The following is a 24,833-nucleotide window of genomic DNA, read 5'->3' as shown; positions in this document are numbered from 1 at the left end:
ATCCATTGAGATTAAGTAACTAATATGTCTGAAACTATTACTACTGATATTGTCGTTATCGGTTCCGGGGTCGTGGGCGCATTAACCGCCCGTAAGCTGGCGCTGGCGGGACGCCAGGTTCTGATGCTGGAGGCTGGCCCGCGTATTGAACGAGACACCATTGTCAGCAATTTCCGTCATTCTGCCCGTAAGGACGATTTCATCGCTCCCTACCCAAATTCAAAAATCGCCCCGTTTCCGGATTACAAACCTGAAGATAACGGTTATCTCGACCAGACGGGTCCAAAGGACTATAAACCCGAATATCTGCGCGTTGTCGGTGGGACCAGCTGGCACTGGGCAGCCCAGGCATGGCGATTGGTGCCGGCTGATTTTCGCCTGAAAACTCAGTATGGCGTTGGACGCGACTGGCCGATCAGTTATGACGATCTCGAACCGTATTATCACGAGGCCGAACTCCTCTGGGGCGTATCAGGCCCGCCAGAAATGGCGAAATATTCACCCAGAAAACAGCCATTTCCGATGCCTCCCGTCACCAAATCGTGGCTTGAGCAGCGAATTACCGACCGCCTGGCACCGAAATATGAAGTGCTGACGAATACCACCGGGCGTAACTCACTGCCTTATGATGGTCGTCCTCAATGCTGTGGTAACAATAACTGCATGCCAATCTGTCCGATTGATGCGCAATATCACGGTGGCATTGCTGCGGATGCCGCTGAAAAAGCGGGTGTCAAACTGCTGCCACAGGCGGTGGTTTACAAACTGGAGCAGGACGGGAAAGGTAAGATCACGGCCGTTCACTATTACGACTGGAACAAACAATCTCACCGGGTAGAAGCGGAGATCGTCGTGCTGGCGGCAAATGCGGTTGAAACACCCAAAATATTGTTCATGTCTGCCGATGCGAAAAACCCTCATGGTCTGTGCAATAACTATGACCAACTGGGACGTAATTTGATGGACCATCCATCAAACTCCGTCACCTTTTTCGCTGATGAACCCCTCTGGCCCGGACGCGGCCCCATGAGTCCCTCTTCTATCCAGCAGTTGCGTGATGGTGCTTTCCGTTCTGAATCCGCCGCGTTTCGTATTGATATTTCCAACTCATCGCGGGTCGCCGGCGTCACTGCGGGTGCAATTAAAGAAGGTCTTACCGGTCAGGCACTGGATGACGCTATCCGGTTTCGCGCCTCCCATGAACTGAGTTTTAAGAACGTGTTAGAACAATTGCCCGATCCTAACAACCGTACCATGCTGAGTACCACGAAAAAGGATGCGTTGGGTTTACCCACCCCGGCATTCTCTTATTCATTCGACAGTTATGTTGAAAAAGGGATGCAGCACTCCTTAGCGGTGTATGCCGATATTGCCAAAATGCTGGGTGCCACCAATGTGCGTTACTCCACGCCGGGCGTGTATAGCAATAACCAACACATTACCGGCACGCTGGCGATGGGTTTTGATGAAAAGACCTCAGTCACTGACCATCATGGCAAAGCCTGGGAATACGACAATCTCTACATGGTATCGACGGGTGTCATGCCAACCGTTGCGACCGCAAACTCAACCCTCACCGCTTGCGCGCTCGGATTACGTACTGCCGACGCCATTCTTGGCAAAATTTAAGGAGAGCCGTAAATGAAAAAGACGCTTTCTTTAAGTCTGACAGGCGTGGCGCTGGCACTCTCCTTGAGTGCAGCAGCCCAGGCTGATGAGTCGGCATCCGCTGCACTTATCGCCAAAGGGCAGTATCTGGCCACCGCGGGAGATTGTGGTGCCTGTCATACTGCGCCGGGTGGCAAACCCTTTGCCGGTGGATTATCACTCCAGACGCCGCTCGGTAGTATCTACAGCACCAACATCACTCCGTCGAAAACAGCAGGTATCGGTGCTTACAGCCTGACTGATTTTGAAAAAGCGGTACGTCATGGGGTACGCAAAGATGGTGCAAACCTCTATCCAGCCATGCCTTACACCTCGTACTCGAAAGTTACTGATGAGGATATGAAGGCGCTGTACGCGTATTTCATGCAGGGTGTCCAACCCGTCGATGACAAAGGGCCGCAAACCGATCTGCCCTTCCCCTTCAATATTCGCCTGTCGATGGCAGGATGGAATTTGTTGTTTACAGACGATAAACCGTTTACGCCGGATAACAGCAAATCGGCTGAATGGAATCGGGGCGCGTATCTGGTTGAGGGGTTAGCCCACTGCTCCACTTGCCATACACCACGCAACGCCCTGATGGCTGAAGAGTCGGGTAAGGCGCTGGCCGGTGCATCTCTCGGTACCTGGTTTGCACCCAACATTACCTCGGATGTCCATGCAGGTATCGGCAGTTGGTCAGATCAGGCATTGTCTGCTTATCTCACTACCGGTAATTCAGGGGAAGGATCGCAGGCAGGTGGCCCGATGCTGGAAGCCATCAACAAAAGCTTCAGTCACCTGACGCCCACCGATATCAAAGCCATTACCGCATATTTGCGCGATGTACCCGCACAGCAAATCAATCCAACGGCAACGCAAACGCAGATAACCCCGGCAAAGCAGGTGAATGAGCTGGAGCTGTTATCGGGCAATGCGTCCGAAGGCGCAAATCTGTATAACAGCCACTGCGCCAGTTGCCATCAGCTGTCGGGAGAAGGACGTAACGGACTCCCTGCCCTGGCTGGCAACGCGGCACTTCGACGCCCGGTGGCGGATAACGCTGTCATGGCAGTGCTGGATGGTCTGGTACCCGACCACGGACAAGCGATGCCAGCTTTCTCCCGGCATATGAACGACCAACAGGTTGCCACGTTGGTTAACTATCTGTTCGATAATTTTGGCGATGCCCGTGTTCAGACCACACCCGAGCGCGTGAAAGAGTTAAGAGCAGGCGGTAACCCTTCGCCGCTATTAGCCGTGGCGAAAGGCGGTATGGTCGCTGGTGGTGTTATTGTCCTGGCGATTCTTCTGTTTTTCGTACGCAGACGACAACGAAAATAGGGTAAATATCAGGCGATGGTTTTTGCCATCGCCTGATGAGTTCTGATAACTGCTGACTGAGTTTACTCAAATGAGTAAATGAGCATTTACGGATGAAGTCACCCGCAGATTTTACCGCCGTGAAGTGTCGGCTGACCTACCGCGATAGTGACCGCGAAATTATTGCGCAAAGCCTCTTCCTCTTTCAGCGAAACAGCCTTACCAGACCTGACATATTGTCCGCGCCCTGTCCGGCGTCGATAGCTCGCTGGAATACCGCCAGCCAGCGGACTCCAGCATGACGTGCCGGAAACCGCATTCAGTACGCGGGCCACATCAGCCCCCTCCTGATTAAGGATGCCAATGATCTCAGCAATCGCGGTGACCTGAACGCCCATCAGGGCATTGGTGGCCAGCTTGGTCAGTGCCGCTGAACCGTGCGCACCGGTGTGGTAAACCACAGACCCCATCTGGAGAAGCACAGGCTGGATTTTTTTGATCACATCCTGTTCTCCGCCAGCAAACCAGACCAGGGTTCCTGCTTCAGCCTGAGGCCGTGAACCTGATACCGGTGCTTCAACGAAGTGCCTGGTGTGCGTAGCCATTTCTGCGGCAAGCGTCTTAATCCAGCCCGGCGTGAGAGTACTGCTCTCTATAGCAATTGAATGCGGTTGCATACCGGCAAGCGCACCGTGCTCGGCATCAAGCCAGACCTCATGTGAGACATCATCATCGCGCACCATTGATAAAACCACATCAGCACTGGCTACCGCTTCACGCGGCGTTTTGCCGATGATAGCCCCGGCAGAAGCCAGTTCCTTAACAGCCGCCGGCGTGCGGTTCCAGACGGCCACTCAGGCCAGAAAATTACTGTTTGGCTTATTCCGCAGCCTGGACCAGACCTGTCAGCCAAAGTTGGTGAGCGTTGAGCATAGGATTAGGTAATGTGTTGTGCAGTTGTTGAGCAGGAACACCAATCTGGCTTTCTTCTGTCAGGATGCGCAGGCGCCCCCCCGGAAGATTCTCCAGTAACCAGGCGTGATGAACATCGAGATGATGCTGGGCATCGCCTTCCACCCAGCCATGCCAGGCGATGCGTGCTGGCCCACCATTAACGGATGGCTGAAACTCAGTGACCTCAGACTCAACCGGGAAACCAAATGTGGTGAATTTAAAACGGGTTCCCATATGCAGTTCTGTTTCACCTTTCTTATGAAAAATGATGTTTGCTGCGTTTTTGTAGTAGGTCGGCCATTCAGACGCATGAGTGAGCAAAGGCCAGACATCATTGATAGTGAGTCCCTTAACTACCACTTCATTAGAAACATAGTTATCTGTAGTACCCGGGGTAAACTTTTTGGGCCATACAATGACAGGGCCATATCCCTCAGTCTGCATCTGTGGAGATACCTGTTGCTGTGCGGCATGACTTCCCACGGCGAAAAGTGAAGCAGAACTCAGGAGGGCAGCCAGTAGTGTTTTTTTCATTTCTTAATCCAGTCAGTGTGTCGATGAATCAATGGTGGCAGCACTTAAGAAATAAAGAAAATTATGATTTATGATTTTTGATATCAACTTCTATGATATCAAAAATCAGAGGATAGTTATGATCTGGCAACACCTTCATCACTGGGTCGAGCTCAGCCGTACTGAAAATCCGACCCTGACAGATACAACTCATTTCACGACTCAGGATTAAGGATGTCTTCAACCTGCTGCGATGACAGGTCTACACCAAAGAATTGGCTATAAAAATCATGCGTTTCCTTAGCCATATCGATATCAGTAAATCGCGTCGGGTAAAGGGTTTTCGCCAGCCATAAGATCTGTATTGCCTCTTCACTGGTTTCCCTGCACCACCAGAACATCCCCTGCGGATTGACATACACCCGGTGCTGTTTTACCGCAGACACAGCCTGCCACGCGGGAGAATGCATGATTTCATCGGCATCGCGTCTGTTCATGGCAACAATTGCCTCAGGATTACTGGCGATGACTTTCTCCAGCGGGACTTCACCCATGTTGTTCCGTTTTACGCCAAACCAATGTTCTGCCACGTTACGCGCGCCAGCTAAATCCATCCAGTCCTGGTTGAGAGAAGGGCGACCACTGGTCGTTAGTGGGCTTCCCATGCTGTGATAAAGTGTTACCTGTTCACTTTCCGACAGCCCGTTCAGTCGTTGCTTTATCAGCGCGATATTGCGGTCAAAATAGTGCTGATAACGATCGTTAATAACCTGTGCAGATGGCCCCAGTGCCTGCGCCGTCAGTGATACCCGCTCACGCAAGGCATCCATCGAATTCGCTTTCAGCTCCAGCGTCTTAACACCGGCCTGAGATAACAGTTCAGGTTGTGACAAATGCATATTGGCGGGAATGATCAGTAGCTGAGCATTGAGTGCGATAACCTGCTCAGGATTGATTTCATGCGCACTGTTCACACCAATGACCGGTACTTTTTCGATGCCTGGATAGATCTGGCGAAACAAAGGAATGCGTTTGGCAATTTCTGAGGTGCCAACAATATTGGGTCCATAACCCAGCATGGCAATAATGGTATTTTGTGCAGGCCAGGGAGACGCGACACGAATATCGCTGTGCGTCTCATTTGCAGCATTACCATACAACGGCCAGGCTAACAGGGCGGCGAATAAAACCGTCGTTAATCGACGAATAAAGTTTTCCATATAATCCCGGTGCCTCCTGGCGGGAGACACCGCTCCAGATATTAGAAATCGAAAGTGACTGAAGCGCGAACTTCACGGCCGTTGCCGACAAAGGCACTTGCCGAGCTGCCACTCCCGTCGGTATCACCCGGGAAAATAGACGCCCAGTAGTGTTCATTCGTCACGTTATTTACCGCAACGCGCAGTGTGGTGGGGATATTTCCAACCATCGTGGTGTAGCGGGTACCGAGATCCAGGGTGGTATAACTGTCTGCCCATGTGGTATTCAGGTCATTACCTGCACGCTTGCCGGTATAATGCACATTGGCGCTGTACACCAGTTCTGGCATGGAAGGCAGGTTGTATTCCACCAGCACATTCCCCTGAACTTTCGGTACGCCGACCACCCGTTTATTACTGGTGTCTTCCGAAACGGTGTTTTTCAATTTCGGATCAAGGAAAGTGACGCCGCTATAGATATTCAGCCCGTCAAACACATTTCCGCTGGCGGTGAGTTCGAGTCCTTTATTGAGTTGATCACCCTGCTCTTTGTAGACCATGTCAGATGGGTCAACGTAAGCAAAGGGACGTTTCAGGCGAAACAGCGCGGCACCCAGATTCAACCCCTGAACCTGCGCTTTCAGCCCAATTTCATATTGCTCGCTGCGGTAAGGGTCGAGTGTCTGCCCCTCATTTTTAATGCCTTCACCTGTTGCCGCCGTGCCACCCTGTTCAAGCGAGTCGGCATAGCTGATATATGCCATCAAGGCTGGGGTGATCGAATACATCAACGCGACATTCGGGCTTAAGCCATCCTGGCTAACCACCCCGGTTTTCTGGCCCGCATTACTGTAGTTACTGGTCTCCAGCCAACTCTGGCTGAGATAGAACATCGCTGACCACTGTGGATTGAAAGTGACGGTATCGCCAACGGTGATATTTTGTTGCGTGGTCACACTCGATTTATAACGCGCACCATCAGTGATAATTTTGCCATCACCCGGTTCCTGCATAGCCGACGGATCATAATAGTTAGTCGTTCCCAGACTATAACGTTGGGTACTGCCTTTAGCGGTCCAGATAGACCATACATATCCTCCCGTGGAGAAGGCCAGATCATGACCGATACTTCCCGTATCGACGTGTCCGTTCAGCGTCAGCGTATTGCTTAATACTCTGAATCGCCCCGCAGCCGCAGAATCAGAAAGGGAGCGACTGAGTGTCCCCGAATTATCGGTAATCGTGTTAGATACGGTGCGCATTGCCCGGTCAGCCTGCTGGAAGCCAACCCCGGCATTTACTGACCAGTTACTGTTCAGGTAATGAATCAGGTGGGTGCTGATGGTGTCAGTGGTCAGGTCATTACCTGATGTCGGCAACGTATAGTTTTTATTATTCGGATTAGGTGCTTTCGGCAGATTTATGCTCTCACCATAGCTGAAGCCACCAACATAACCTTTTTGTATAAATTCATAATGGCTGGCATCAAGTTGCAACTGCGTCCCCGGTCGGATATTCCAGTCAAACGCGACTGCGACCAGTTTGCGGCGTAACGTGCTGTCCTTCACGTTACCTTCACCCTCTTCATTAAGAAGATTCACCCGGTAGCCAAACTTATCGTCATCGCCAAAATGCCCCCCCAGGTCGACGTGACCACTGTAAGCATTGCGGCTTTGATAACCCAAAGTGACCCGATGCAGCGGTTGTTCAGTGGGACGTTTGGCAACAAAATTAAACTGACCCGCCGGGCTGGCGGGGCCATAAAGTGCTCCCGTCAAACTGTTCAGTACATCAAGACGTTCTAACATCTCTACCGGAAATGCGGTGGTTGAAACGATATTGAGACCATCAAGACGGCTGTTTGCCACCACGCTACCCTGCATCCCCCGGCTTTGTGGCCGCCCAACGTCCATGCCACCGCGTGCCTGCATCTGCGTACTGGGTGAATATTTCAATAATTCGCTGACGCTTTTCGCCTGCTGATTATCAATCATCTGGTGAGTAACGGTCGTGGTCGAGTACGGCGTTTCAGTCCATGACTTATTGCCAATGGGACCCAGGTTGACATCCGGCGTGGTAAACCCTGCTCCACCCTGACTGTCTGAATAAATGTCCCCCGAGGGCACTGCGTTAACCACCATCTGTTCATCATGGGTAGGTTCTTTTGCCGACGTGCTTTTATCTTTTGTCGCAACAGGTTCATTCGTTACTGCTGCACCGACCATCCCAGGCAAACCGGCGAGTAGTATCGCGATTAATCTCTTGTTCATATCATTGCGTTATATAGTTATTTATATTACGAAAAAGGAGCAAGGAGAATACATCTGCAATTAATGATTAGCAATTATTAAAAACATTGAAAAAATGCAACAGGAGTAATCACTCACAGTAAATAACAAGATCTAAACAGGACGTTTATATGTATTTACTATATGATTCCGGGCATAAACTTAGATGGTTGCATATCATTATATTTTCTTTCATGCGCTAAAATAAAAAATACAAATCAATAAGTTAAGTAAATTACATTAATAAGGAGACAATAATTAAAGGTCGGAAAGACCAATGGAGTGATATAAATCACATAAAACAAACATTAATTTCGACAATTGAAAACACGCCATACACAGACACGTTCTGCATATTTAACCTTCACATGTGACTAAAGTCGCCATCAGACATTAACATTTTTTCTATTTACTCTTGCGGTAAAATTTCGACAGGAAATATTCCATTGCCCTGATGGCTGCGCAGAGCATTCTCTCTTCTTTATCTGACCGCTTTAACCTGTAACCACCACTGTATCCAGCGCACGAAGGGCAAAATCAATCATGGCGATAAGCTCTTCTCTGGATGATCCATCACGCGCCTGCAAGGAAATCGCCTGGGTTATGCCATAAAAAAACGCCGCCATTTGCCCAATATCGGTTTCTGCGGGAATGTCGCCGTCATGACGTCCACGTTCAATACGGGCGGTAATCGCCTCAACAATCTTGTGCCGTGCCTGCTTAAGGTACAGCCTTGCCTGTTCATTACCCGGCAGGCAATTCACTACACCGAGGATCAGCATACATCCGCCCGGTTGATGGGCGAGCGCAGCCTCAATACTGGTCAGGAACATATTACGCAGCGCCTGCCGCAGCGTTGGCGGCGTCTCCAGCGCCAGCCGCGACCCTTCTCCGACTGTCACCAGGTAATGATCCACCGCCTCACAAAATGCGGCTTCTTTGGACCCAAATGCAGCGTAAAAACTGGGCGGGTTAATACCTGCTGCGGCAGTTAAATCAGAGAGTTGCGCGCCTTCATAGCCGCGAATCCAAAAGACTTCCATCATCGCCTGTAAAGCCGCTTGCCTGTCAAAACTGCGGGGTCTTCCGCGAGAAGTCATAGCACACCATTTCTGTAAATATCACTACAAAATTATTGACTGCATCATCCAGCCGGGTTAGAACCAATTATATATTTTTGACTACAGAATAGAAGGCGCATGATGTCTGAACGACAACCGGTTGAGGTTATTGAGGAATTTTTGCAACGTGCGGCAACATCGCCAGATGTTTCAACCATTGCTGAGCTGGTCAGCGAGGAGGTTGACTGGTTCGTGGCGGGAGATGTGGCGGTTGTGCCGTGGATTGGCCGCAAGCACGGCAAAGCCGGTGCCGTCGAGTTTTATCGGCAGATCCGCGAGCAGATTAGCTCGGAACACTTTGAAGTCGGCGAGAGGTTGGTGCTGGGTGGCAGAGTAATGATCCCCGGCAGGCTGGCCTCCCGGGTGAACAAAACCGGAAAACTGATCGAGAGCGAGTTCGTGCTTGATTTTACGGTGACTGATGGCCTGATTACGCGTTTTCGGCTGTTTGAAGACAGTTACGCTGTCGCACAGGCCTGTGTCTGAAACGCTGGTTAAGCTGACGGTTAACTTTTTTGCGGCGATTCACTGCTGTTCTCGCCACGTATCGCCTTTAACCCAGCCAGAGAAAAAAGTTTGAAATGCGCAGTCAGCGCTTGCGTCTGCATCGCGACAATTTCCTGCACCGGGCCAGGTATCCGGTTCCCGGCCACCATCAGCATCATGCAGGGTGCCACGACACTGAGCATGCAGGGAAGCAGGCGGGGATCATCCTCTGCAAGACCGGCTGCCTGCGCAACAATCCGCCTGACTGACTGAATTTTTCCTGCACCTTCTGAGTTGATAAAATCACCGAGTTGTACCGAAGGAGACAACAGTTCTCGTGCAAATACGCGTCCGTGCCAGTCATCCGGATTGCTGAGTTTCGCCAGAAACGTTTCCAGAAACACACCCAGTTTATCTTCAGCGGGAAGGTCTGATGCCGCTAACTGAGCAAGCTGATCACCATCCAGGTAATGATGATGAGCCAGTGTCAGCACAGCCAGATATAGCCCATCTCTACCGCCAAAGTGATAGTTGATCGCTGCCAGGTCAACATTGGCTTTTTTGGCGACCTCTTTGTTAGTGGTCTGAGCAAACCCCTTCTCAGCAATCAATTCCCCTGCTGCCTCCAGAATGCTCTCGCGGGTGATATCTCCATCGCTGCGTCGTGCTCTGCCCATTATTCAAAATGCCCGGATAAGTTATTTATGACCATAAGGGGTTTATTATCACACAATTAAAGTTTAAATTAAATTTAAACTAAGCATCGAAGAGCGTCAGGACGCAATGCCCATGAACAAAAAAATCATCGCTGGAGGGATCGTGGCGGTTCTCATCGTTGTCGCAGGCGCTTTCTGGTTGTTTGGCAGAAACAACCAGAATACGGGTCAACTGACACTGTATGGCAATGTCGACATCCGTCAGGTCTCACTGGCATTTGAGAATAATGGCCGTATCAGTACGGTTGCCGTTGATGAAGGTGACCACGTCAAAGCCGGGCAGATTCTGGCTACGCTGGATACCAAAGCGCTGGAAATTCAGGAACAACAGGCTGTGGCGCAGTTGGATGTTCAAAAGCAGACCGTTCGTGAACAGCAGGCGGGCGCGCGTCCGGAAGAAATCGCACAGGCGAAAGCGCAACTGGCATCCGCTCAGGCACAACTGCAAAAAGCCACTGAGGATATCACCCGGATCCAGCGGATTTCAGCCACCACGGGTGGTAAAGGTATCAGCAAGCAGGAACTGGATATGGCCAGAAGTTCCCTGCTCATTGCACAGGCGAGTGTGCAAGAGCGGCAGGCTAACCTCACGTTAATGGAAAAAGGGGTTCGAAAAGAGCAGCGTGAGGCATCGGTCGCTCAGGTCCGCGCCACGCTGGCCCAGCTGGCACTGATGCAGTACCACATTTCACAGGCCGAGTTACGTTCTCCTGTCGACGCTGTGGTACGTGCCCGTCTTCAGGAGCCGGGTGACATGACCGGACCTCAGAAAGCCGTCTTCACTCTGGCACTGAGTGAACCCAAATGGGTTCGGGTATGGCTGAGCCAAAATGATCTTGGCCGGGTGAGGTCAGGCATGACCGCCCAGATCAGGACAGACTCCTTTCCTGATAACCCCGTGCAGGGCAAAGTCGGCTTTATCTCTTCTGTCGCCGAATTCACCCCAAAATCGGTTCAGACCGAGGAGCTACGAACCAATCTGGTTTACGAAGTGCGAATTGTTGCTGAAGACCCGAATGATGTATTGCGTATGGGACAGCCTGCAACGGTCACTATCAACACTCAACCAGAGAAACAACATGATGCCCCTCACTGATCGTCAGGACGTGGTGGTGGCTCAAGATTTAGTGCGCGAGTTTCCTGCCCCTGGGAAAAATATGCCAGACCTGCGAGCGCTGGATGGACTCACGCTGAGGATTCGTGCCGGTGAAGTGACGGCGCTCGTCGGGCCGGATGGTGCTGGCAAAACCACCTTTCAACGACTGATCGCCGGACTGTATACCCCCACATCGGGTACCCTGACAGTTCTGGGGACCGATGTAGTTGCTGACCCGCAATCTGTGCAAAACCGCATCAGTTATATGCCGCAACGATTTGGTCTTTATGAGGATCTGAGCGTGCAGGAGAATCTTGACCTGTATGCTGACTTGCATGGTGTCCCAGCCGGGCAAAGGCAGTCACGTTTTGCCCGTTTGCTGGCTATCACTGACCTTGTACGTTTCACCGCTCGCCCGGCAGGAAAGCTGTCTGGCGGTATGAAACAGAAACTGGGTCTGGCCTGTACCCTGGTGCGCTCCCCGGATTTATTGTTGTTGGATGAACCCAGTGTCGGGGTTGATCCGCTTTCCCGTCGCGATTTATGGAAGATTATTGAGCAACTTGTCCAGGAAGAAAATCTGAGCGTTATCATCAGCACAGCTTACATGGATGAAGCTGAACGATGTGCTCAGGTTTACATTTTGGATCAGGGTAAAATTCTCGCCTCTGGCACACCAGACGAGCTTCGACAGGTCGCCAATGGCAGCACATGGCAGGCAATTCCGGCATCCGGAATCAAATCACGTACATTGCAGGCACATTTACTTGAACAACGGGAAAAGATTGCTGACGCCGTCCCTAAAGGGGATGCCGTAAGGTTTATTTGTCAGTCCCCTGAAGACACATCGACCCCTGCCGGGATAAACGCCACACCACGCGAACCTGAGCTTGAAGACGGCTTCATGCTGTTGCTGCATCGTGCACAGCTGAAGGAACAATCCTCAACATTCTCTGCCCCGGTGAAGCCAGAAATGGTGTCATCCCGTGATTCCGCAGATGACAGCGATAATCCTGTCATTCTTGTAAAGGATCTGGTCCGTAAGTTTGGTGATTTTACTGCGGTTGCCAGCACCTCTTTTGGCGTAAAACGTGGGGAGATTTTCGGTCTTCTCGGACCGAACGGCGCCGGAAAGACCACCACCTTTCGCATGCTGTGTGGACTGCTGCCTGCGACCAGTGGTCAGCTGGAAGTCGCCGGAATGAATCTGCGAACCGCAAGAGCAAAAGCGCGCGCCCGAATTGGCTATGTGTCGCAAAAGTTTGCGCTGTACGGCAATCTCAGCGTCAGGGAAAACCTGACATTCTTTGGCGGTGCTTATGGCTTGTCCGGGGACGTGTTAACCCGGCAGATTGAAGCCTCTCTTAAACAGTTCAAACTCAACCCTGATGCTATCAGTGGTGAATTGCCGGGTGGGTTTAAACAACGTTTGTCGATGGCTGTCGCATTATTGCATCAACCCGAAATCGTCTTTCTTGATGAACCCACCAGTGGTATCGACCCGCTGGCCAGACGCCTTTTCTGGTACACCATCGGAGAGCTGGCAGATAAGGGGATCACCATCATTGTCACCACTCACTTTATGGAAGAAGCCGAGTATTGCGACCGCATAGCGATTCAGGATGCCGGAAAAATGCTGGCACTGGGTACCCCAGGAGAAGTACGACAGTTTGCCGGGCTGCATCACGATGTCGATATGAATACGGCATTTATTGCGATTGTCGAGAATGCACGAGCCAACGCCATAGAGAGAGGGTCATCACATGCATGACTCCACATTCGTTCATCGTCTTATCTCGCTGACACGGAAAGAGACACGCCAGTTGGTTCGTGATAAAAGCAATCTGGCCGTGGGTTTCCTGTTACCCGTGGTGCTAATTCTTTTATTTGGTTACGGTATTTCTTTCGACCTTGCCAATGCCCGTGTTACTGTCGTTCAGGAACAACATACTCCGCAAAGCCATCAGGTGATTAGCGCATTGCAGGGAAGTCGCTATCTGTCAGTGCAGGAGTATCCAAACTTCGTTACGGCGCAGAGGGCGCTGCAACAGGGGAAAACGGATGCCATTGTCCGTATTCCTTCAGATTATGCGCAGAGTAGTAGCGTCGGCACAGGACAGTTGCAGGTAATCCTGAATGGGGCGGTGACCAGCGTCGCATCTGCCGCTCAGAATTACATTACCGGGGCACTGGCCGTGCAGTCTGCCGTTGAATCAGACAGGCAAAATACCCCCTCGGTGGTGGGTTCTGTTTCCATCGAGCAGCGTATGTGGTTTAACGAAGCCAGCAACAGCACCTGGTTCATCGTTCCTGGGATCATTGTCCTGATTCTGACGCTCATTGGTGCTTTTCTTACCGGGTTACTGATAGCCAGGGAGCGAGAACGGGGAACGCTGGAAGCGTTGTTTGTCACCCCGGTTCGCCCACTGGAACTTGTACTCGCCAAGCTTGCCCCGTATATGGTGATAGGCACGGTTGACCTGATGATGTGCCTTCTGGCTGCACATTATCTTTTCGACGTCCCCATCCGTGGCTCCCTGTTCGCTATCATCATCGCCTCTTTGCTCTACCTGCTGGTGGCGCTGGGTATGGGGCTGGCAATTTCTGGGTTTGCGCCGAGTCAGTTCATGGCAAGTCAGGTGGCACTGATTGCGAGCTTTATGCCAGCCATGATGCTGTCAGGATTTGTCTTTGATCTTCGCAATTTGCCGGTGGCAATCCAGGTAGTCAGTCAGATCCTGCCTGCCACACATTTCATGTCTCTGATAAAAACGCTTTTCCTGGGGGGGAATGACTGGCCATTGTTTTTCCGCCAGTGCGGCATTCTTTTGCTTTACGCAGTGCTGCTTATTAACGCTTCGCGGATCTCACTTCGTAAACGGTTGAGATAAAAAGATGACGAATTCATTAATACAGTGGCTGCGACATATCAGCTTTCTGATAAGAAAAGAAATGCTGACGATCATCAAAGAACCCGCCAACCGGGTGATCCTGATTGCACCGGCATTTTTGCAGGCCGTACTCTTCGGTTATGCCGCAACCTATGATGTCAATCATGTTGACTACGCCGTCCTGGATCAAAGCAGAAGTCAGTCTTCCATCGAGATTCTGTCGCATCTTGATGGCACCGGTGTTTTTAACCGTACGGCGACCCTGACTTCATCTGCCCAGATAGCGCAGACTGTCATGGACGGTAAAGCGCTTATGGTACTGACTTTCCCACCCGACTTTGAGGATAAACTCAACCAGGGCTTAGCCTCCCCCATGCAGGTAATTTTGGATGGGCGTAACTCTTCAACGGCCGGGGCCGCAGCGAGTTATATCTCTGCGGTAGTCACTGGCTTCAATCAGAGAAGTGCTGGCCCTTCTGCCATGAACGTCGTGGTCAGAGCCTGGTATAACCCAAATTTTGAGTCTCGCTGGGGAATAATGCCTACTCTGATTGCGGCCCTCAGCATGATTCAAACCCTGTTACTTTCTGCTCTGTCTGTCGCCAGAGAACGGGAACAGGGAACATTTGATCAGTTGCTTGTGACCCCTTTTACACCCATGCAGCTACTGGTTGGCAAAGCCATACCACCTGTATTGGTGGGCCTGGTACAGTCGACGATAATTTTACTGATCATTCTGTTCTGGTTCCGGATACCGATGAACGGCTCGTTTCTGGTGCTCTACACCGGCCTGTTGTGCTTCAACATTGCTGCGGTTGGTCTGGGGCTGTCGATTTCGGCTGTTTCCATCAATATGCAACAGGCGATGCTTTACACCTTCTTGCTGATTATGCCGCTCATGCTGCTTTCCGGGCTGCTGACCCCGGTACAAACCATGCCTGACCTGCTCAATACCCTCACCTATGCCAACCCCTTGCGCTTTGCCATCGATCTGGTGCGCCGGGTCTATCTCGAGGGAGCCGGATTCGCTGATATCGCCTTTGATTTTATTCCAATGCTTGCCCTGGCTGTTGTCACTATGCCGCTGGCTGCATGGTTGTTTCGTAACCGACTGTACTGATGCAGGAATGAAGATGAATCTCAGTGTTTCCCACTTAAATCGTCCTGGGTTGTCCGTCGTGGCAACGTTGCTGGCGATGATACTCGTTAGCGGTTGTACCGTTGGTCCTGATTTCAAAAAACCAGAGCAGAAAGCTCCGGCTGACTGGACAAGCTGGCGTAGTGCTGATCCTGCGTTGCTTAATGTTCCCGGTGCCGCTGCGGTAGCGGATAACCAGTGGTGGAAAAGATACGATGACCCCACGCTCAATGTGCTGGTTGAAAAGGCCTTAACTGCCAGTCCTGATATCAGAACTGCCGCGCTTCGGTTTGCCAGCGCACGCGCACAGCAACACATCACGTCGTCGCAACAAACGCCAAATGTCAATGCGACAGCCAGTATCACCCGCAATCAGCAAAGCGAAAACAGCCCTTCGACCAGAGCGTTAAAAGAGGTGCTGCCAAATCCGGATGAGCTCATCACGTTGATGACCGATCCCTACAACTGGTATCAGGGAGGACTGGATTTTAGCTGGGAAATTGACTTCTGGGGGCACGTCCGTCGCGCCATTGAGGCTTCCGAAGCTGACAGCGCCGCGCAGCAGGCACAGCTTGAATTTGCCAGATTGAGTATTGTTGGTGACGTGGTTAACAGTTACTGGACTTTGCGGGGGATTCAGCAGCAAATCAGCCTGGCAAAAGATGATGAAAGAGCACTTGATGAACGTCTGTCGTTGATTCGAGCACGAACGTTGAGTGGTGCACAGGATAATACGAATCTTGAACGGCAACGCAGTGAACTGGCAGCGACGCGGGCAAATCTTATTGAATTACAGGCACAGGAGGGTGTGACGACAAATCAGCTTCTTCTGCTGCTGAATGAACGTCCTGGTGCATTGAAAACGTTGCTGCAATTCAAACCTGGCAGCTTACAGGCAGGCAATCTGCCGCCTTTACAGTTAGGTATCCCCTCAAAGGTCGCGTCAAACCGACCTGACATCAAAGCTGCGGAAGCACATCTTCATGCTGCCACAGCCAGAATTGGCGTGGCTGAAGCAGAACTCTACCCCAGTATCACAATCGGTGCCCAAATTGGGATGGATACCTACAGCGCGGGTAATTTCGGTGAATGGGGCAGCCGCAGTTGGTCCGTTGGCCCAAGCCTCAATTTACCGATTTTCGATCGAGGACGGCGTAAAGCGACTGTCGTATTGCGGGAGACTGATCAGCAACAGGCCGCTGTCGATTATCAGAAAACTGTCCTGAGAGCGTGGCAGGAAATTGATGACGCTTTGAGTCGCTATAGCGCAGCCCAACAAAAACTCGCTGAACAACAAACGCGGGCTGAGAGTTCTGCTCAGGCGCTGGCCTTGATTGAGGCACGCTATAACGGCGGATTAACCAGTTTTATTAATGTCCTGGATGCCCAACGTAGCGATATTCAGGCACGTCAGGCATTGGCAATGAGCCAGCGGGATCTTAAGACGGCATGGGCGGCGGTGAATCGTGCTGTGGGTAACTATCCACGTTAATTCACACCAGCAACGTTATACACCGCGCTGATGTTGGGATCATCACGTAAGATTTGAGAATACCTCCACCACCACAATTAATCTAAATAGCAGGAAATGAGAAAGTTAGATCCCGTTGCCGGACTGGTAAAACAGAAAACGATCTGATTTCATAACAATGATGAGCTTTCTTTCATCATATCGTCGAGCTGAAATCAGCAACATGGAGAGCAATATGGGGATTCAACGCGTTCGCAGCTTCCTGCAAACACACGCACCAGAAATTACCGTGACCGAGTTGGAAGCACCAACTGCAACCGTGATTCAGGCGGCCGAAGCATTTGGCGTTGAACATGGACAAATCGCAAAATCGTTGTCCTTCCGGGTTAATGACCAGGTCGTGCTGGTGGTTATGGCGGGCGATCGTCGACTGGATAACCGAAAATACAAAGAATTTTTTGGTGTGAAGGCGCGCATGCTGGCAGCCGATGAGGTGGAGATGCAAACGGGCTTTGCTCCGGGTGGTGTCTGCCCATTCGGCATCAACCCGGAAGTTAATATTTACTGTGATGAAAGCCTGCTCAGTTATCCTGAAGTGCTGCCTGCGGGCGGCAATGCACGCTCAGGAGTGCGTATCTCACCCGAAAAGTTGGCCAGCATTACCGGGGCCAAATGGGTGAGCCTGAGTGTTGATGTAAACCAGAAACTGCCCGGGTAAGGGTAAAGTCATTTTAATTATCTGTAGCATCAATCTCAGTACCCGACAGAATCAACGCTATCTGGAACGGATTTCTTTAGAAATCCGTCAATCTGGCCATGAGATGCCCTCACGCTTTGTTCAGTTTGCCGCCAGCCACTCTGCCTGATCAATTTATGAAATTTATACGCTATTGGCATTTTCCCGCCGATCCGCCGCGTTTTGCCCCTATCCGGTGATACATCCGTCACAGTATAAATGGAACTCATACCTTGAAAAGCGAAAGCCACCTGCTTTCCAGTGCCGCTTAAAGATACCCTGACCGAAGGATAAATAAACCTCTACGATACGATCAGATTTTGGGAGCCTCGAATGACAAACCATTTAGCCGAGCCATGTCATGATATTGCACACCTGGCACATGTTGAGATGTTCTCAAATAAATTTGAGGAAAGCCTGGATTTCTTTGTCAACGTGTATGGTCTCACTGTCTCTGCGCAGGATGAGAACCATGCCTGGCTCAGGGCATGGGATGACTACGAATTCCATACCCTGAAACTGACGCGCCACTCAACGACAGGTGTGGGCCATATCGCCTACCGCGCCAGTTCAGAGGCCGCGTTGATGCGACGGGTGGCGGCGATCGAGGCCAGTAAATATGATGTTATTGGCTGGGTTGATGATGAACCTGGACATGGACGTGCTTTTCGCTTCTCAGATCCCTTCGGACACGTATTTGAAATCTATTACGACACGGTACGTTATCAGGCAGATGCGGCTGAGCGCCCTTCATTAAAAAACTTAGCGCAACGCTATCATGGCCGCGGCGCTTGCCCACGTCGTCTCGATCATCTCAACCTGCTGGCAGCCGATGTGAGCGAGTTTAAAACCTTTATGGAAACCTGCCTCGGCTCGCGTGTCACCGAAATGATTCAGCTTGATAACGGACGCATCGGCGGTTGCTGGTTCACGATCAATAATAAAACATACGATCTGGCCTGCACCGAAGAGCATGGTGGGGGTAATGCTCGTCTTCATCATGTCACCTATGCGACAGATACCCGTGAAGATATTTTGCGTGCCGCGGATATCTTTCTCGAAAATGGTGTACATATCGAAACCGGACCGCATAAGCATGCCATTCAGGGCACATTCTTCTTGTACGTATGGGAACCTGCTGGCAACCGTGTTGAGCTGGCAAATTCTGGGGCACGGCTGATTCTGGCTCCTGACTGGCAGACAGTCGTCTGGACGGAAACCGAGCGTAAAAAAGGACAGGCATGGGGCCTGAAGACGATCGAAACTTTCCATACTCATGGCACACCACCAACACCGAAACAACTGGAAGAGTGACAGGCTTGTGCTGCGCGGCTACCAAGGCTGCTGTCGTTAAAAATCGACCATACAGAGAGTTTTTGATGCGAAGGCACGGAAGGTTTTAGGTTTGAAATTTTAGCCATTGGGAATCTTTTAACACCCAACAAGATATCATCGGGTCTTGCCCTGAAGTCATGGCCTCCGAGCCATCAGGGCAATTCCAATAAAATAATTTACTCGCAAGATTTTACACCTCAAAAAAATCAACCTTGCCACCCACGAGGTGATACATGCTGCCAACAATTTTAATCTTTTTCTCGTCTTCCAGACTTTTCAGCACCGAGCTATTTTTTCGAATATTTAAAATCGTCATTTCGACATTTTGCCTGGCAACCGCATCAACAAAATCGTAATTACTGCCTTTACGCTCGCCACTGTATTTTGTTTTTTCAATTGCGGGTTTAATTTCATCGAGCAACCCCGTCAGATTGCCTAACTCTGCATTATCAATTGCGCCCCGAACAGCACCGCAGCTGGTGTGGCCCATAACCAGTACTAACTTCGCTCCGGCAACTGCACAAGCAAATTCCATGCTACCCAAAATGTCCCGGTTGCTGATATTGCCCGCAACGCGAGCATTAAACGTCTCCCCTATCCCGGCATCCAGCAAAATCTCAGCCGGTGCGCGCGAGTCAATGCAACTGAGGATCACTGCTGCCGGATATTGACCCGCAGCGCTGCTGCGTTTCTGCGCCAGAAAATCATGTTTTGCAGGACGGTTTTCCCTGAAACGCGCATTGCCCTGCCTGAAATGCTCAATAACCTGATCAGGCGTCATCGCATCGCGTTCTGCTTTGCTAAGCGATGCTGCCAGGCTGATAGTGGGCACTAATAAACCTGCCAGTCCAGTGATCGAGAGAGCGGATACAGCAAGGGTATGTTTCAATAATATCCGACGTGATGATTGATTCAGGGGGTTATGGCTCATCATGTACTCCTTGCAAGGTTGAAATGTATCATTTCAGGCAAGCCTGACTCATCCTCTCGCAGAGGGAGTCACCACTTCATACCTGATTTACACGGCGTTATTCGGTCTGGTTTCGGGAATAAATAGCCTCAGTGCTGTTAATGCCCGGTGAAATTAAAAATGTCGACATCCAATGATATATCAGCCTGGCATAAATTGCGCTTTCATCACCTGTTAAAATAAAATCAAATAATGCAGTGGCATTTTCTTGCGTTGTTTCCCTGAAAATAGATTTACCTGGTTACACTGAGCCTGCCACTGCCATTATTTGTGCATTTACTTATTTTTCAGTCATATAATTATCGCCCAGGCTTAGAGATAAATATAAAATCAGTACCAATGCAGAGTTGGGGGTAGGAAAAATTTTTCTGAGGGAAATTTATTTAAAGCGAACCGCTAACGAAAGCCTTTCATCGGCTTGCTGATTGAGATATTAGCCATTAAGCATCTTGTCACACCAAACGACGGACATTAAATTAACAAGGCTGAATCCATTTATACCCAACATAAGACGTTGTGCGTGAGCGTTGTTTACAGCTCCGGGCAGCATGCCATTGCCGAAAAAGGTTCTGCCAAATGAACCTTTTCCGATCCAGACCGCTCAACGTCGTCCTCCAGCCCCTTACATTTGCATCAATAAGTGTTGAATACGCTCAGCAGTCAGCGTGAGATGACGATACATGGCCTGCGAAGCCGCCTCCGCATCTCCTGCTATAACGGCATCACATATCGCAATATGTTCAGGTAACGTGGTGAGGAAAGGCTCCTGCAATTGTGAGGCGATGGTATTCTGACACCACTCAATCTGGCTCCACATCTCCTGCATCATCCGGGTTAATCGGGCATTGTCGCAATATTGTAATGCCAGCTTATGGATCAACAGATCTACTGCTGGCAGCGATTGCTCAACGTTCTGTTGATGCAGTTGTTCCCCCGCCTGGAGATAGAGGGCGCGCGTTTGCTCGGCCTCTGCACGCGGAATATTGGGCGTCGCCAGGCGAATGGTGGCACTCTCCAGCGCAATACGCACATCAAACAACTCTTTGACATCTCTGGCATTCAGCGTTGCCACAAACACACCGCGACGAGGAAAGATCTCCATTAACCCCAACGCTTCTAATTTTCGCGCCGCATCGCGTACCGGTGTGATACTGATGTTCCATTGCGTCGCGTAGTAACCGAGATCAACACGCTGTCCGGGGGTTAATCGGCCAGAGATAATCTCCTGACTCAGTGCATCGACAATTTGATTGCCGAGCGTTTCCAGAGAAATCGCGGGAAGCGCATCAGTTTGCGTTTTTGTCATTATTGTCATCCAATACATCGCTCATTAAGCGGCTTACCGTCAAACCGGCTGAAATCTTATATATCAGTCTACGTAGCGATTCTGGGTGAAACAAGTCCACCCATTTTCTGTTACGCGCGGTCGTGGTGGATATGGCTGTACACCGACACCGCGATAAGAATAACAAAGCCGTTGATCGCATTTTGCACATAGGGCGAAATCAGCAGGATATTCATTAAATTACTGAGCGCAGCCAGTAGCAGAACACCCGAAATCGCATGTTTGATGCCACCAAAGCCGCCAGACAAACTGATGCCGCCCACCACCAGCGAGGCGATGGTGGTCATCAGCATATCCCCGCCCGACGCGGCGGCAATATACCCGGTACGACTCAGGAACATGAAGCCCGCCACCCCAGCCGCCAGCCCGCTCAGCATATACACGCACAGCCGCACGTTGTTCACGGCCACGCCTGAGTAATGGCTGGCACGCGCATTCGCGCCGATAGCGTAAAGTTTTCTGCCAAAACGGGTGCGATTCAGCATCCACCAGGTTATCAGCGTCATGGCGATAAACAGATAAATGGGTGCAGGTAGCCCAAGCCAAATGCTATTGCCGAAGTGGGTGAAAAAAGGATCAGGGTAATAAATCGGCGCTCCGCCGGTGGTGAGCAGAATGATGCCTCCCAGCAGCAATGTGCTGGCCAGTGTGGCAATGAACGCAGGAATATGCAGCCGCGTGACCATCAGCCCGTTCAGCAAACCAAACAGTAAGGCCGTCAGAAATCCGGCGATAATCGCTGGCCATAAACCGATATAAGGCAAGCCGCCCAGCAGCATCATCGATTGTTGTTCCGAGCCGGCTCCGCCCATGATCACCGCTGATAGGATCAAAATGCCGACCATAGAGAGATCCAGGCCGCCAGAGATCACCACCAATGATTGTCCCAGAACCAGCACACCCACAATCGATGCCTGGTAAGCAATGGTGATTAAGTTATCGGGCCGGATAAAAACGCCCCCGGATACCGCAGTCGCCAGGATGATAAAAGCGATCAATACCACCACCGTGCCGTTGTCTTGCCAGAAGGCCGGATTGCGCAGATTCAGGCCCGTTTTCGCCGTTTGCGTTGTCATCATCTTCTCCTACACCTTTTCTGCACGCATGACCGTCGCGCCGACCACGGTGATAATGACCAGCGCTTTCACAATGTCCTGATAGAAGGGATCGAGGCTCGCCAGGTTCATCACATTGGCGATGGTTTGATAAATAATCACCCCCATCATCGCCTTGAGGATATTGCCTTCACCACCAAACAAGCGTGTGCCACCGATGACGATCGCCGCGATCGAATCCAGCTCCCAGCCTTGTCCCACATGGGGAACCCCGGATGAAGTGCGCACCACCAGCATCAGCCCGGCCAGCGCGGAGAGCGCACCGGCCAGGGTGTAAACAATGATTTTATGGGTTCGCACACCGATCCCCGCCAGACTGGCGGCACGTTCATTGCCACCAATGGCATACAGATTTCGGCCAAACCGCAGTGACCGCAGCATCCAGTAAAGTAAGCACGCCGCTATCAGCCAGGTCAGCACCGGCAGGGAAAGCACGGAAAAACTGAATTTGTAAGCGGCCAGTTTAGCCATCGGCACCGCAACGCTTTTCTCCGACACCACGAATGCCAGACCGCGCGCAATACCCATTACGCTCAGGGTGGCAATCATTGGCGGCACACGGCCCCATGTGACAGCAATACCACTGAGCAGACCCAACGCTGCGCCAGCCAGGCAGCCTGACATCATGCCCAACCCGGTTGAAACCGGAACCGTACTGGCAAAGATCACCGAGGAGAGCGCCAGAATGGCCGCGACGGAAAGATCGAAACCGCCGACCAGCACCACCAGAAACTGGGCGCACGCCAGAATGCCGAGTATCGACGCCTGGTTGAGAATGTTACTGAGGTTGATACTGGTGAGAAAAACCGGCGAGATGATCGAAGCCACAATCGCCATTGCCACCCAGATAAACACCAGCGCCCAGGCAGAAAACAACTTCCTGAGTATACTTTCACCGGGGAGACGTTCCAGGGTCAGCGTCTCCTTTTTGTTAAAGGTCGTCGAATTCATGCTTCCTCCGGTTGCGGCATGCTGGTGGCAGCCACCGCAAAAGACATAATCTCTTCCTGACTGGTTTCCGCGGTGTTGAGTAGCGCCGTCTGACGACCTTGCGCAATCACCAGGACGCGATCGGAAATGCCCAGTACCTCGGGTAATTCAGAGGACACCACCACCACGGTGACGCCGGTTTGCGCCAGTTCGTCAATCAGACGGTAGATTTCGGCTTTGGCATTCACATCTACCCCGCGCGTCGGCTCGTCCAGCAATAACACCTTCACACCGGCTGCCAGCCATTTACCGATGACGATTTTTTGCTGATTACCGCCAGATAAGCTCCCCGCCTTCGCCTGCCCTGATGGGGCTTTAATGGCTAACTGCTTGATAAGGCGATCGCTGACCGCGCGCATTTGGCTGCGGCTGAAATGCAGGACATTGCCCAACCGATTGATGATGGGATAGATAAGGTTGTCGTTGATGGCGCGGTTGAGGACAAGACCACTTTCGCGGCGTTCCTCTGGCACCAGTCCCAGGCCCAGCCGGACCGCGTCCCGTGGATGGCGTATATTGACCGGCTTACCGTCGATGGCAATGCTGCCGTTATCCGCCTTACGCAGGCCAAACAGGGTTTCGAGTAGCTCACTACGTCCGGCACCAATAATCCCCGCGATAGCCAGCACTTCGCCTTTATTAACGCTGAAGTTTATCTCTGCAAATTCACCGTGGCGCCCCAACCCGGAGACCTGTAATCCGACCTCCGCCGTTTTACGGGAACCTCGGGGGAACTGCTCGGCCAGCGGTCGTCCAACCATCGCTTTAATGATGTCGCTGTGACTGAGCGCGGCAACATCGGCCGTCAAAATGTAATGTCCGTCGCGCAGCACGGTGAGACGGTCGCCAATTGCGGTCAGCTCTTCCAGCCGGTGAGAGATATAAACAATCCCCAATCCCTGTTGCCGCAACTTACGTAACAGCACAAACAGGTTCGCGACCTCATTGTCGGTGAGCGAAGCGGTTGGCTCATCGAGGATCAGGATACGGTTATTATGGCTGAGCGCTTTGGCAATCTGCACCAGTTGCTGCTGGGCCGGAGCCAGGCGATCCACCCGCGTATCGGGGGACACGTTAAGGTCAAAATTGCTCAGCAGTTTCCGGGTGTTGTCGCGTAAGGCGGCATGATCAACGCGCCCCATACTCAGCATCGGTTCATGGCCGATATAGATGTTTTCCGCCACGCTCATGGCAGGGATCAGATCCAGCTCCTGCCAGACAATACCAATCCCGTGATCGAGCCGGGTTTTGGCATCCAGAACGGTAGGTTTCTCGTCAATAAAGATGGTGCCACTGTCCGGTTGTGTTGCGCCGGTCAGAACGCGCATCAGCGTCGATTTACCCGCGCCGTTCTCGCCCACCAGACAATGGATCTCGCCCGCTAAAACGTCAAAATCGATTCCACTTAACGCTTTCACGCCAGGATAGGTCTTTTTTATAGCTTCAAGTCTGGCCAGTGGTTGCATGTGAGGTTGCATAGTGCAGTTCCAGGTGTTGTC

21 protein-coding genes are annotated in these 24,833 nt (G+C 51.4%); 10 read left to right on the top strand and 11 right to left on the bottom strand.

Annotation, left to right across the window (positions count from 1 at the left end):
- Window positions 1–24 precede the first annotated feature (24 nt).
- Together AC6I8T_RS25445 and AC6I8T_RS25440 are read left to right on the top strand one after the other, a co-directional pair.
- The gene (locus tag AC6I8T_RS25445) at window positions 25–1,629 is read left to right on the top strand and encodes a GMC family oxidoreductase (protein ID WP_208726902.1); all 1,605 of its coding nucleotides are present in this window, start codon (window positions 25–27) and stop codon (window positions 1,627–1,629) included.
- Window positions 1,630–1,641: 12 nt separating this feature from the next.
- The gene (locus AC6I8T_RS25440; protein WP_497834766.1) at window positions 1,642–2,991 is read left to right on the top strand and encodes a cytochrome c; all 1,350 of its coding nucleotides are present in this window, start codon (window positions 1,642–1,644) and stop codon (window positions 2,989–2,991) included.
- Between the two features lie 98 nt (window positions 2,992–3,089).
- Here AC6I8T_RS25440 and AC6I8T_RS25435 read toward each other — a convergent pair whose 3' ends face one another.
- From AC6I8T_RS25435 to AC6I8T_RS25415, 5 genes are all read right to left on the bottom strand, one after another.
- A complete protein-coding gene (locus AC6I8T_RS25435; RefSeq protein WP_497834765.1) occupies window positions 3,090–3,824 on the bottom strand; it encodes an NAD(P)-dependent oxidoreductase in 735 nt (244 codons plus the stop codon).
- 25 nt (window positions 3,825–3,849) lie between these two features.
- The gene (locus tag AC6I8T_RS25430; protein ID WP_497834852.1) at window positions 3,850–4,368 is read right to left on the bottom strand and encodes an SRPBCC family protein; all 519 of its coding nucleotides are present in this window, start codon (window positions 4,366–4,368) and stop codon (window positions 3,850–3,852) included.
- 284 nt (window positions 4,369–4,652) lie between these two features.
- Window positions 4,653–5,657: an ABC transporter substrate-binding protein gene (locus AC6I8T_RS25425; RefSeq protein WP_208726899.1), complete on the bottom strand. Its 1,005-nt coding sequence runs from the start codon at window positions 5,655–5,657 to the stop codon at window positions 4,653–4,655.
- Window positions 5,658–5,698: 41 nt separating this feature from the next.
- A complete protein-coding gene (locus AC6I8T_RS25420) occupies window positions 5,699–7,906 on the bottom strand; it encodes a TonB-dependent receptor (RefSeq protein WP_036626024.1) in 2,208 nt (735 codons plus the stop codon).
- Between the two features lie 512 nt (window positions 7,907–8,418).
- Window positions 8,419–8,970, bottom strand: a complete 552-nt coding sequence (locus AC6I8T_RS25415) for a TetR/AcrR family transcriptional regulator (protein WP_303464584.1) — start codon at window positions 8,968–8,970, stop codon at window positions 8,419–8,421.
- Window positions 8,971–9,123: 153 nt separating this feature from the next.
- On the opposite strand from AC6I8T_RS25415, the gene AC6I8T_RS25410 reads away from it, so the two are divergent.
- Window positions 9,124–9,531, top strand: coding sequence for a nuclear transport factor 2 family protein (locus tag AC6I8T_RS25410; RefSeq protein WP_497834764.1), 408 nt, complete (start codon window positions 9,124–9,126; stop codon window positions 9,529–9,531).
- Between the two features lie 20 nt (window positions 9,532–9,551).
- Here the strand turns inward: AC6I8T_RS25410 and AC6I8T_RS25405 are convergent, their stop codons facing one another.
- The gene (locus tag AC6I8T_RS25405; protein ID WP_208726896.1) at window positions 9,552–10,208 is read right to left on the bottom strand and encodes a TetR/AcrR family transcriptional regulator; all 657 of its coding nucleotides are present in this window, start codon (window positions 10,206–10,208) and stop codon (window positions 9,552–9,554) included.
- A gap of 112 nt (window positions 10,209–10,320) precedes the next feature.
- On the opposite strand from AC6I8T_RS25405, the gene AC6I8T_RS25400 reads away from it, so the two are divergent.
- The 7 genes from AC6I8T_RS25400 to AC6I8T_RS25370 all read left to right on the top strand — a co-directional run bounded on the left by AC6I8T_RS25400 (window position 10,321) and on the right by AC6I8T_RS25370 (window position 18,893).
- Window positions 10,321–11,343, top strand: a complete 1,023-nt coding sequence (locus AC6I8T_RS25400; RefSeq protein ID WP_497834763.1) for an HlyD family secretion protein — start codon at window positions 10,321–10,323, stop codon at window positions 11,341–11,343.
- Window positions 11,327–13,114, top strand: coding sequence for an ATP-binding cassette domain-containing protein (locus AC6I8T_RS25395; protein ID WP_497834762.1), 1,788 nt, complete (start codon window positions 11,327–11,329; stop codon window positions 13,112–13,114). The genes AC6I8T_RS25400 and AC6I8T_RS25395 overlap by 17 nt, the downstream gene beginning before the upstream one ends.
- Entirely contained in the window at window positions 13,107–14,234 is a 1,128-nt protein-coding gene (locus AC6I8T_RS25390) for an ABC transporter permease (RefSeq protein ID WP_497834761.1), read from the top strand. Before AC6I8T_RS25395 ends, AC6I8T_RS25390 begins: the two co-directional genes overlap by 8 nt.
- 4 nt (window positions 14,235–14,238) lie before the next feature.
- Window positions 14,239–15,354: an ABC transporter permease gene (locus tag AC6I8T_RS25385; RefSeq protein WP_021183915.1), complete on the top strand. Its 1,116-nt coding sequence runs from the start codon at window positions 14,239–14,241 to the stop codon at window positions 15,352–15,354.
- A 13-nt stretch (window positions 15,355–15,367) separates the two neighbouring features.
- Window positions 15,368–16,864, top strand: coding sequence for an efflux transporter outer membrane subunit (locus AC6I8T_RS25380; RefSeq protein ID WP_497834760.1), 1,497 nt, complete (start codon window positions 15,368–15,370; stop codon window positions 16,862–16,864).
- 214 nt (window positions 16,865–17,078) lie between these two features.
- Window positions 17,079–17,561: a YbaK/EbsC family protein gene (locus tag AC6I8T_RS25375; protein WP_208726892.1), complete on the top strand. Its 483-nt coding sequence runs from the start codon at window positions 17,079–17,081 to the stop codon at window positions 17,559–17,561.
- A 351-nt stretch (window positions 17,562–17,912) separates the two neighbouring features.
- Entirely contained in the window at window positions 17,913–18,893 is a 981-nt protein-coding gene (locus AC6I8T_RS25370; protein ID WP_208726891.1) for a VOC family protein, read from the top strand.
- A 211-nt stretch (window positions 18,894–19,104) separates the two neighbouring features.
- Here AC6I8T_RS25370 and AC6I8T_RS25365 read toward each other — a convergent pair whose 3' ends face one another.
- The 5 genes from AC6I8T_RS25365 to AC6I8T_RS25345 all read right to left on the bottom strand — a co-directional run bounded on the left by AC6I8T_RS25365 (window position 19,105) and on the right by AC6I8T_RS25345 (window position 24,812).
- Window positions 19,105–19,845 carry a carbonic anhydrase gene (locus AC6I8T_RS25365; protein ID WP_208727084.1) on the bottom strand — a complete coding sequence of 247 codons (741 nt, stop codon included), beginning with the start codon at window positions 19,843–19,845 and terminating at the stop codon, window positions 19,105–19,107.
- Window positions 19,846–20,506: 661 nt separating this feature from the next.
- Window positions 20,507–21,190, bottom strand: coding sequence for a GntR family transcriptional regulator (locus AC6I8T_RS25360; RefSeq protein ID WP_208726890.1), 684 nt, complete (start codon window positions 21,188–21,190; stop codon window positions 20,507–20,509).
- Window positions 21,191–21,300: 110 nt separating this feature from the next.
- Complete coding sequence (locus tag AC6I8T_RS25355) at window positions 21,301–22,308, bottom strand: ABC transporter permease (RefSeq protein ID WP_021183893.1); 1,008 nt, start codon at window positions 22,306–22,308, stop codon at window positions 21,301–21,303.
- Between the two features lie 6 nt (window positions 22,309–22,314).
- A complete protein-coding gene (locus AC6I8T_RS25350) occupies window positions 22,315–23,295 on the bottom strand; it encodes an ABC transporter permease (protein WP_208726889.1) in 981 nt (326 codons plus the stop codon).
- Window positions 23,292–24,812 (bottom strand): sugar ABC transporter ATP-binding protein, encoded by a 1,521-nt coding sequence (locus tag AC6I8T_RS25345; RefSeq protein WP_497834759.1) that lies wholly within the window; start codon window positions 24,810–24,812, stop codon window positions 23,292–23,294. The genes AC6I8T_RS25350 and AC6I8T_RS25345 overlap by 4 nt, the downstream gene beginning before the upstream one ends.
- Window positions 24,813–24,833 lie beyond the last annotated feature (21 nt).

The organism is Pantoea sp. X-Soil-OKNW-556 (genome assembly GCF_059730695.1).
Note: the sequence above shows the minus strand (reverse complement) of the source record. Positions and strands in the feature narration are given on the sequence as shown.